This window comes from Streptomyces sp. NPDC046977 (assembly GCF_040644455.1).
In the GTDB taxonomy this organism is placed as follows: Bacteria; Actinomycetota; Actinomycetes; order Streptomycetales; family Streptomycetaceae; genus Actinacidiphila.
Genome location: NZ_JBEYWO010000040.1, coordinates 65038 through 73147 on the forward strand (window position 1 = coordinate 65038; position 8110 = coordinate 73147).

Sequence of the window (8110 nt, forward strand, 5' to 3'; positions counted from 1 at the left end):
GCGGCGCCGGGCCGGTGCGTGCCTCACGCGGGGGGCCGTGAGGACGGGTCCGCGGTGCGGCGCACCGGCCAGACCCGCAGGACCGCGGGGGTGCCGTCCGGGGCGGTGGTCTCGTCCAGGCAGCGGCCGTCCCGCAGGTCGAAGACCTGCTTGTACATCGGGGAGGCCAGCGTCGGTACGTCGCCCCGGCTGCCGACGATGCCCCGCGAGAGCACGTGGGCGCCGCTGAACGGGTCCCGGTTGTCGACGGCGAACAGCTCTCCCGCGCGGTCGCGCAGGACCGCGGCCTGCTCCCCGTCCGCGAGGAGCACGGCCACGCCGCGGCCGGGGACCAGGTCCTCGTAGGCGCACGCTCGCGTCCAGGTCGTGCCGTCGAAGATCTCGACCACCGTGTTCATGCGGTCCGCACCTCCAGCCGGGGCCCGGCGACCAGCGCGGGGGCGAGCACGCGCCCGTCCTCGCCGGGGCGGGCGGGGCGGATCTGCTCGCGTTCCGGCACGAAGGTGACGGTGGGGTCGGGCGTGCCGGGCGCGTTGGCGAAGGACACGAAGCGGCGCAGCCGCTCGGGGTCGTCCAGCACGGCGGCCCACTCGTCGCGGTAGTGCGCGACATGACGTGCCATCAGCGCGTCCAGTTCGCCGCAGATGCCCAGCGCGTCGTCCATGACGACGGCCCGTACGTGCTCCAGCCCGCCTTCGACGCGGTCGAGCCAGGTGGAGGTCCGCTCCAGCCGGTCGGCGGTGCGGATGTAGAACATCAGGAACCGGTCGATGGTCCGCACCAGCGTCTCCCGGTCCAGGTCCGAGGCCAGGAGGTCGGCGTGCCGGGGCGTCATGCCGCCGTTGCCGCCGATGTAGAGGTTCCAGCCGGCGGCGGTGGCGATGATGCCGAAGTCCTTGCCCTGCGCCTCCGCGCACTCGCGGGCGCAGCCGGACACAGCGGACTTGAGCTTGTGCGGCGAGCGCAGCCCGCGGTAGCGCAGCTCCAGCTCGATCGCGAGGCGGACCGAGTCCTGGACGCCGTAGCGGCACCAGGTCTCGCCGACGCAGGACTTCACGGTGCGCAGCGACTTGCCGTACGCGTGGCCGGACTCGAATCCCGCGTCGACCAGGCGCCGCCAGATCGGCGGCAGTTGGTCGACGCGAGCTCCGAACAGGTCGATCCGCTGCCCGCCGGTGATCTTCGTGTACAGACCGAAGTCGCGCGCGATCTCGCCGATGGTGATCAGCCCGTCCGGGGTGATCTCGCCGCCCGGGATCCGCGGCACCACCGAGTAGGAGCCGTTGCGCTGCAGGTTGGCCAGGACATGGTCGTTGGTGTCCTGGAGGGCGGCCTGCTCCCCGTCCAGGATGTGGCCGCCGCCCGGGCCGGCCAGGATCGAGGCGACGACCGGCTTGCAGATGTCGCAGCCCTCCCCGCTGCCGTGTCCGTCGATCAGCGCGGAGAAGGAGCCGATGCCGGTGACCCGGACGATCTCGTACAGTTCGGCGCGGGTGAGCGCGAAGTGCTCGCACAGGCCCCGGTCGACGACGGCACCGCACGCCTCCAGCTCCTCGGTGACGATCGTGCCGAGCAGCTTGACGCAACTCCCGCAGCCCGTACCGGCTTTGGTGCACTTCTTCACCTCGGCGACGGTCCCGCAGTCCGGCCGGCCGAGCGCAGCGCGGATCTCGCCCTTGCTCACGTTGTGGCAGGAGCAGACGACGGCTTCGTCCGGCAGGGAGAGCTGCCCGGCGGGCGCGAGACCGGCGGGCAGGACCAGCTGCTCGGGAGGTGTCCGCAGCGGGCGGCCGCCGATCGCGAGGGGGCGCAGCACGTCGTAGGAATCGGTGTCGCCGATCAGCACGCCGCCCAGCAACTGCCCGTCGCGGCCGATGACCAGCTTCTTGTACAGCCCGGAGCGGCTGTCGCTGTAGAGGACGTCGAGCGCGCCCTCGGTCGTGCCGTGCGCGTCGCCGAAACTGGCGACGTCGACGCCGAGCAGCTTCAGCTTGGTGGAGGTGTCCGCGCCGGTGAACGCGGACTCGTCGCGGTGCTCGCCGGCCAGGGAACGGGCGGCCGTCTCGGCCATCGCGTATCCCGGGGCGACCAGGCCGTAGACCCTGCCGTCGGCAGCCTGCGCGCACTCGCCGATGGCGTGGACACGCGGATCGGCGGTGCGGCAGCGCGGGTCGACGACGATGCCGCCGCGCTCGCCGACCGGCAGCCCGCTCTGCCGGGCGAGCTCGTCGCGGGGCCGGATCCCGGCGGAGAAGACGACCAGGTCGGCCGGGAGTTCGCGGCCGTCCGAAAGCTCCATCGCGCGCACCCGGCCGTCCTCGCCGGTGACGGCGGCCCGGGAGCCGGCGGCGGTGTGCACGGTGACGCCCAGCTCCTCGATCTTGCGGCGCAGCAGGTGTCCGCCGCCCTCGTCGACCTGGACGGCCATGAGGCGCGGGGCGAACTCGACGACGTGTGTCTCCAGACCCAGGGAGACGAGCGCGCCCGCGGCCTCGAGGCCGAGCAGGCCCCCGCCGACGACGACGCCCGTGCGGGCGCGGGCGGCGTCCGCGCGGATCCCCTCCAGGTCCTCGATGGTCCGGTAGACGTGGCAGCCGCTTGCGTCGTGGCCGGGGACCGGCGGCACGAACGGGCGGGAGCCGGTGGCCAGGACGAGCGCGTCGTAGGGGTGCACCCGGCCGGAGGCGGTGGCGACGGTCCGCGCGGCCCGGTCGATCGCGGTGACCGGGTCGGCGGGGCGCAGGTCGATGCCGTACCGGGACAGGAAGCCGGCCGGCACGAGCGACAGTTCCTCGGCGCTGGTACCGGAGAACCACGAGGTCAGGTGGACCCGGTCGTAGGCGGGGCGGGACTCCTCGGCGAGTACGGTGATCCGCCAGTCCCCGGCCCGCGGCTGCTCGACGAGCGCCTCCAGGAAGCGCTGGCCGACCATGCCGTGTCCGATCAGGACGAGTTCCTTCGGGCGGTGCGTCATCGGGCGGCTCCGCGGGAGGTGAGGAGGTGGAGGGGAGGGTCGGGCATCGGGTCGTCGCGCCTCCAGGCGGAGGCGAGGTCGCCCGCGGCGGCCAGGTCGCCGAGCAGGATCGCGCCGACCAGGCGGTTGCCGCGCAGCACGAGCTTCTTGTAGCTGCCGCGGGTCGCGTCGGTCAGTCGCAGGACGTCCAGGTCGGGGTCGGCGGCCTGGTCCTCGGCGTCGAGGTGGGCCTCGCCGACGGCGGCGTACTCCAGCGGTCCCGCGCTGAGCCGGGACGGGGTGCGCGAGCCCCGGTAGAGCGCGCCGGGGTCCGCTCCGGACAGGCGCGCCGCCAGTACGTCGGCCTGCTCCCAGGCCGGGCCCGACAGTCCGTGCACCGTGTTGCGGTGCTGGACGCAGTCGCCCATGGCGTACACATGAGGCGCCGAGGCGGCCAGCGTGTCGTCGACGAGGACACCGGCGGCGACCTTCAGGCCGGCGGCGTGGGCCAGGCCGGTGCGCGGCCGGACGCCGCAGGCGATCAGGACCAGGTCGGTGCCGAGACGGTAGCCGCCGGCCAGTTCGACGGCGTCGCCCTCGCCGGTGTCCACCACGGCCCGGGCACGGTTGCCCACGTACGCCTCGACACCGAGGCGCCGCAGTCCGTCACGCAGCATCGCGGCGGCCCCCGCATCGAGTTGACGGTCGATCAAGTGCGGACCCTGGTGGACGATCTCGACGGCGAGACCCAGCGCGGCCAGCGCCCGGGCGGCACTCACACCCAGCACGCCGCCGCCGACGACCACCGCGCGGCGCGCCGTGGCGGCGTCCTCGGCCAGCCGCGCGCAGTCGGCGAGCGTACGCAGCGCGTGCACTCCGTCGCGCAGCCCGCCCCCGTCGGCGCGGCGCAGCCCGCGCAGGGGAGGCAGCACCGGATTGGCCCCGGTGGCGAGGACGAGTTCTTCCCAGGGCTCGGTCCGGCCGTCGGCCAGGGTGAGGGTGCGCCGCGCAGGGTCGAGGGCGACGGTCTCGGCGCCCAGGCGCAGTTCGGCGTCGCCGGCCGGGAGCGCGATCGCCTCGGCGTCGTGGCGTCCGGTCAGCACGTCGGCGAGGAGGGCCCGGTTGTAGGGCGCGCGGGGCTCGGCCCCGTACAGCGTGACGCGGCCGGTTCCGCCGAGCGCGCCGTAGCGGGCGGCGAAGCGCGCGGCGGCCATCCCGGCTCCGACGACGGCGATGCGGCGCCCGCCCGTCATGGCCGCACCCCCGCACCGGGCCCGGCGGCGGCGTCCCGGGCCGGCTCCACCCGTACCGCGCAGTTCTTGAACTCGGGCATCTTGGACGTCGGGTCCAGCGCCGGATTGGTCAGCGTGTTGGCGCGTCCCGTGCCCGGCCAGTGGAACGGCATGAAGACCGTGTCCGGCCGGATCGTGTCCGTGATCCGCGCCGGTGCCACGGCCCGGCCGCGGCGAGAGGTGACCGCCAGCAGGTCCCCGTCCGCGACCGCCAGCCGCCGCGCGAGCAGCGGGTGCAGCTCCACGAACGGCCCGGGCGCCGCCGCGTTGAGGGCGTCGACCCGCCGGGTCTGCGCGCCGCTCTGGTACTGGGGCAGCACCCGCCCGGTGGTCAGATGGAGCGGATAGTCGGCGTCGGGCACCTCGGCCGACGGGCGGTCGGTGACGGCGGCGAAGCGGGCGCGGCCGTCCGGTGTGGCGAAGGCCTCCAGGAAGAGCCGCGGTGTGCCGGGATGGTCCGCGGCCGGGCACGGCCAGAAGACCCCCTCCTCGGCCCGGATCCGCGCGTAGCTGATGCCCGCGTAGTCGGCCTGGCCCCCGGCCGAGGCACGCCGCAGCTCCTCGAAGACCGTCTCCGGGTCGTCGGGGAAACCCCGGTCGACGCCGAGCCGCGCGGCGAGCTCGCGCAGCACCCACAGATCCGTGCGGACCCCGGCGGGCGGCTCCACCGCCTTCTGCCGGAGGATCACCCGTCCCTCCAGGTTGGTCATCGTCCCTGTCTCCTCGGCCCATTGGGCGCTGGGCAGGACGACGTCGGCGAGCTGGGCCGTCTCGGACAGCACGAGGTCGCTGACGACCAGCAGGTCCAGTGAGCGCAGCCGCCGGGTCACCTGCGCCGCGCGCGGGGCGGAGACCACGGGATTGGAACCCATGACCAGCAGCGCCCGCACACCGTCCGGTCCCGTCCGGCCGAGGCTGTCCAGCAACTCGTAGGCGGAACGGCCGGACCGGGGCAGTGAGTCCGGGGCCACGCCCCAGACACCGGCGACGTGCTCCCGCGCGGCCGGGTCCTCGATCGAGCGGTAACCGGGCAGCTGGTCGGCCTTCTGGCCGTGCTCCCGCCCGCCCTGTCCGTTGCCCTGGCCGGTGAGGCACCCGTACCCGGACCGGAGCCGGCCGGCCTTGCCCGCCGCCAGGCACACATTGATCCACGCGCCGACGGTGTCGGTGCCCTTGCTGTGCTGCTCCGGGCCCCGCGCGGTCAGCACCATGCCGGTCCGCGCCCGTCCGAAGAGGTGGGCGACCTCGCGGATGTGTCCCGCGGTCACGCCGGTGAGTGCCTCGACGCGCTCCGGCCAGTGGGCCATCGCCTCCGACCGTGCCCGCTCGAAGCCGGTCGTGCGCGTCCGGACGAACTCGGTGTCGACCAGCCGGTCCGCGATCAGGACGTGCAGCAGGCCGAGGGCGAGCGCGAGATCACCGCCCGGCAGCGGCTGCAGATGGATGTCCGCCTGCTGGGCGGTGCGTGTGCGGCGCGGATCGACGACGATCAACGTGCCGCCGTTCTCGCGCAGTTCGCGGAAGTACCGCAGCGCGGGCGGCATTGTCTCCGCGGGATTGCCGCCGACCAGGATCAGGCACTCGGTCCGGGCGATGTCCTCCAGCGGGAAGGGCAGCCCGCGGTCCAGTCCGAAGGCGATCCTGTTCCCGGCCGCGGCCGACGACATGCAGAAGCGGCCGTTGTAGTCGATGGTGGCGGTGCCCAGCACGATCCTCGCGAACTTGCCCAGCTGGTAGGCCTTCTCGTTGGTCAGACCGCCGCCGCCGAAGACCCCGACCGCGTCGGCGCCGTGCTCGGCCCCGATCGCGGCGAAGCCTTCTGCCACCCGGTCCAGCGCCTCGTCCCAGCCCGCCGCGCGCAACGCGCCGCGCTCGCGGACCAGCGGTGTGCTCAGACGGCTCGCCGGTGCGAGCAGCTCGCCGGCCGACTGGCCCTTCCCGCAGAGCGCGCCCCGGTTGACCGGGAAGCCGGGCCGCTCGGCGACCCGCGCCCCGGCCCCGTGCGGCGCCTCCAGGCGCATGCCGCACTGGAGCGAGCAGTACGGGCAGTGGGTGTCGGTGGTGGTCGTCATGCGGACGATCCTGGACGCGGGGCGTTACACCGCTTTCACGCCCGCGTTGCGCCCGTGGTGCGCGTCGCTCACGCCGCGACGGGGACGGGGTGCGGTCGAGGACATCTGGCGTAACACAGCACGGCACTTGTCTCACCCCCGTGTGACGCCCGGGCAACCTCCCGGAAACCGCGCGGCCCGAGTCTGCACCCATGGGCACACCGGTTGAACCCACCCCGGCACCGCCACCCGGTCCGCTGACGGGATACACCGTCGGTGTCACGGCGGCGCGCCGACGCGACGAGCTCGTCGCGCTCCTGACCCGGCGCGGCGCCCGCGTGGTCGAGGCGCCGGCGCTGCGCATCCTCCCGCTGGAGGACGACATCGCGCTGCGCCGCGCGACCGAACGCTGCCTGGCCGCCCCGCTGGACTACGTCGTCGCGACGACCGGCGTGGGCTGGCGCGGCTGGATGAGCGCCGCCGACGGCTGGGGCCGCGGCGCCGAACTGGCCGCCGCCTGCCGGAACGCCGTCGTCCTGACCCGCGGTCCAAAGGCGACCGGCGCGGTGCGCGCCAGCGGGCTCGACGAGGCATGGTCGCCCAGGAGCGAGGCCACCGACGAACTGCTCACCTGGCTGCTGGCCCGCCCCCTGGCCGGGCTGCGCATCGCGGTGCAGGAACACGGCCTGCCGCTCACCGCGTTCGGCGCCGCGCTTCGCGAGCGGGGCGCCGAGGTCGTCCCGGTCCCCGTCTACCGATGGGCGCCGCCGGTGGACCCCGCACCCGTCCGGCGCCTGGTCGAGCAGACCGTCCGCCGCGAAGTGCACGCCCTGGTCTTCACCAGCGCGCCCGCGATCACCGCCTTCCTGGGGACCGCCATGAGCGACGGCGTGCGCGAGCGGGTCCTGGAGGCGATGTCCGGCGACGTGCTCCCGGTCTGCGTCGGCCCGGTCTGCGCGCGGCCCCTGCTCGACGCCGGGCTGCCGGCGGTGTGGCCCGAACGCGGCCGCCTCGGCGCGCTGGTGCGCACGCTCACCGAGACGCTGCCCACGCGCGGCCGCCGCGAAGTGCGGATCGCCGGCCGGACGCTGGTGCTCCAGGGCAGCGCGCTGCTCGTCGACGGGGAGAACCACTGGCTGTCGCCGAAGAGCGCCGCGCTCCTGCGCGCGCTGGCCGAGAAGCCCGGCTGGGTGCTCAGCCGCGCCGAACTGCTGCGCCGCGTATGGCCGGACTCCGACGCCGACGAGCACGCCGTGGAAGCGGCCGTCGCCCGGCTGCGCTCCTCGCTCGGCCCGCACGGCGACATGGTCGCGACCGTCCCCAAGCGCGGCTACCGCCTGGCGACGACATGACGACGGCCGCCCCCGCCGCCCGGCCCGCGCCGACGCTCCTCACCGTGGCCCACGGCACGCGGGACCCGGAGGGGGTGGCGGTGACCGAGGCGCTCGTCGCGCGGGTGCACGCCCGTCTTCCCGGCCTGCGCGTGGAGCTGTGCTTCCTGGACCTGGTGGCGCCGTCGCTGCCGGAGGCCCTGGCCCGGCTGGACGGCGAGGTGGTCGTCGTGCCCCTGCTGCTGGGCGCGGGCTACCACCTGCGCGTCGACATCCCCGCGGCCCTCGCCGCCGCGCCGCATCTGCGGGCCCGCGTCGCGCCGGCCCTCGGCCCCGATCCCCTGCTGGCCGACGTCCTCACCGACCGCCTCGCCGAGGCCGGATGGGGTGCGGGCGCGACGGGGACCGGTTGGTCCGGTTCGTGCAGGGCGCGGGCCGTGGCCTCGGCGTGCAGGACCCACTGGGCCTCGCCTGCGGATCGGC

6 protein-coding genes are annotated in these 8110 nt (G+C 75.0%); 2 read left to right on the forward strand and 4 right to left on the reverse strand.

Features of this window, described 5'->3' with window-relative positions; translation table 11 throughout:
- Positions 1–23: 23 nt before the first annotated feature.
- From ABZ883_RS38185 to ABZ883_RS38200, 4 genes are read right to left on the reverse strand one after another with little or no spacing between them, the layout of a single operon-like run.
- Positions 24–398, reverse strand: a complete 375-nt coding sequence (locus tag ABZ883_RS38185; RefSeq protein WP_360915114.1) for a nitrite reductase (NAD(P)H) small subunit — start codon at positions 396–398, stop codon at positions 24–26.
- Positions 395–2974, reverse strand: coding sequence for a nitrite reductase large subunit NirB (gene nirB, locus ABZ883_RS38190; RefSeq protein WP_360915117.1), 2580 nt, complete (start codon positions 2972–2974; stop codon positions 395–397). Before nirB ends, ABZ883_RS38185 begins: the two co-directional genes overlap by 4 nt.
- Positions 2971–4206 carry an FAD-dependent oxidoreductase gene (locus tag ABZ883_RS38195; RefSeq protein ID WP_360915120.1) on the reverse strand — a complete coding sequence of 412 codons (1236 nt, stop codon included), beginning with the start codon at positions 4204–4206 and terminating at the stop codon, positions 2971–2973. The genes nirB and ABZ883_RS38195 overlap by 4 nt, the downstream gene beginning before the upstream one ends.
- Positions 4203–6317 carry a molybdopterin oxidoreductase family protein gene (locus ABZ883_RS38200; protein WP_360915123.1) on the reverse strand — a complete coding sequence of 705 codons (2115 nt, stop codon included), beginning with the start codon at positions 6315–6317 and terminating at the stop codon, positions 4203–4205. Before ABZ883_RS38200 ends, ABZ883_RS38195 begins: the two co-directional genes overlap by 4 nt.
- 191 nt (positions 6318–6508) lie before the next feature.
- On the opposite strand from ABZ883_RS38200, the gene ABZ883_RS38205 reads away from it, so the two are divergent.
- Positions 6509–7648, forward strand: coding sequence for a uroporphyrinogen-III synthase (locus ABZ883_RS38205; RefSeq protein ID WP_360915126.1), 1140 nt, complete (start codon positions 6509–6511; stop codon positions 7646–7648).
- A partial coding sequence (locus tag ABZ883_RS38210; protein ID WP_360915129.1) for a CbiX/SirB N-terminal domain-containing protein occupies positions 7645–8110 on the forward strand: 466 nt, incomplete at its 3' end. The genes ABZ883_RS38205 and ABZ883_RS38210, both read left to right, overlap by 4 nt.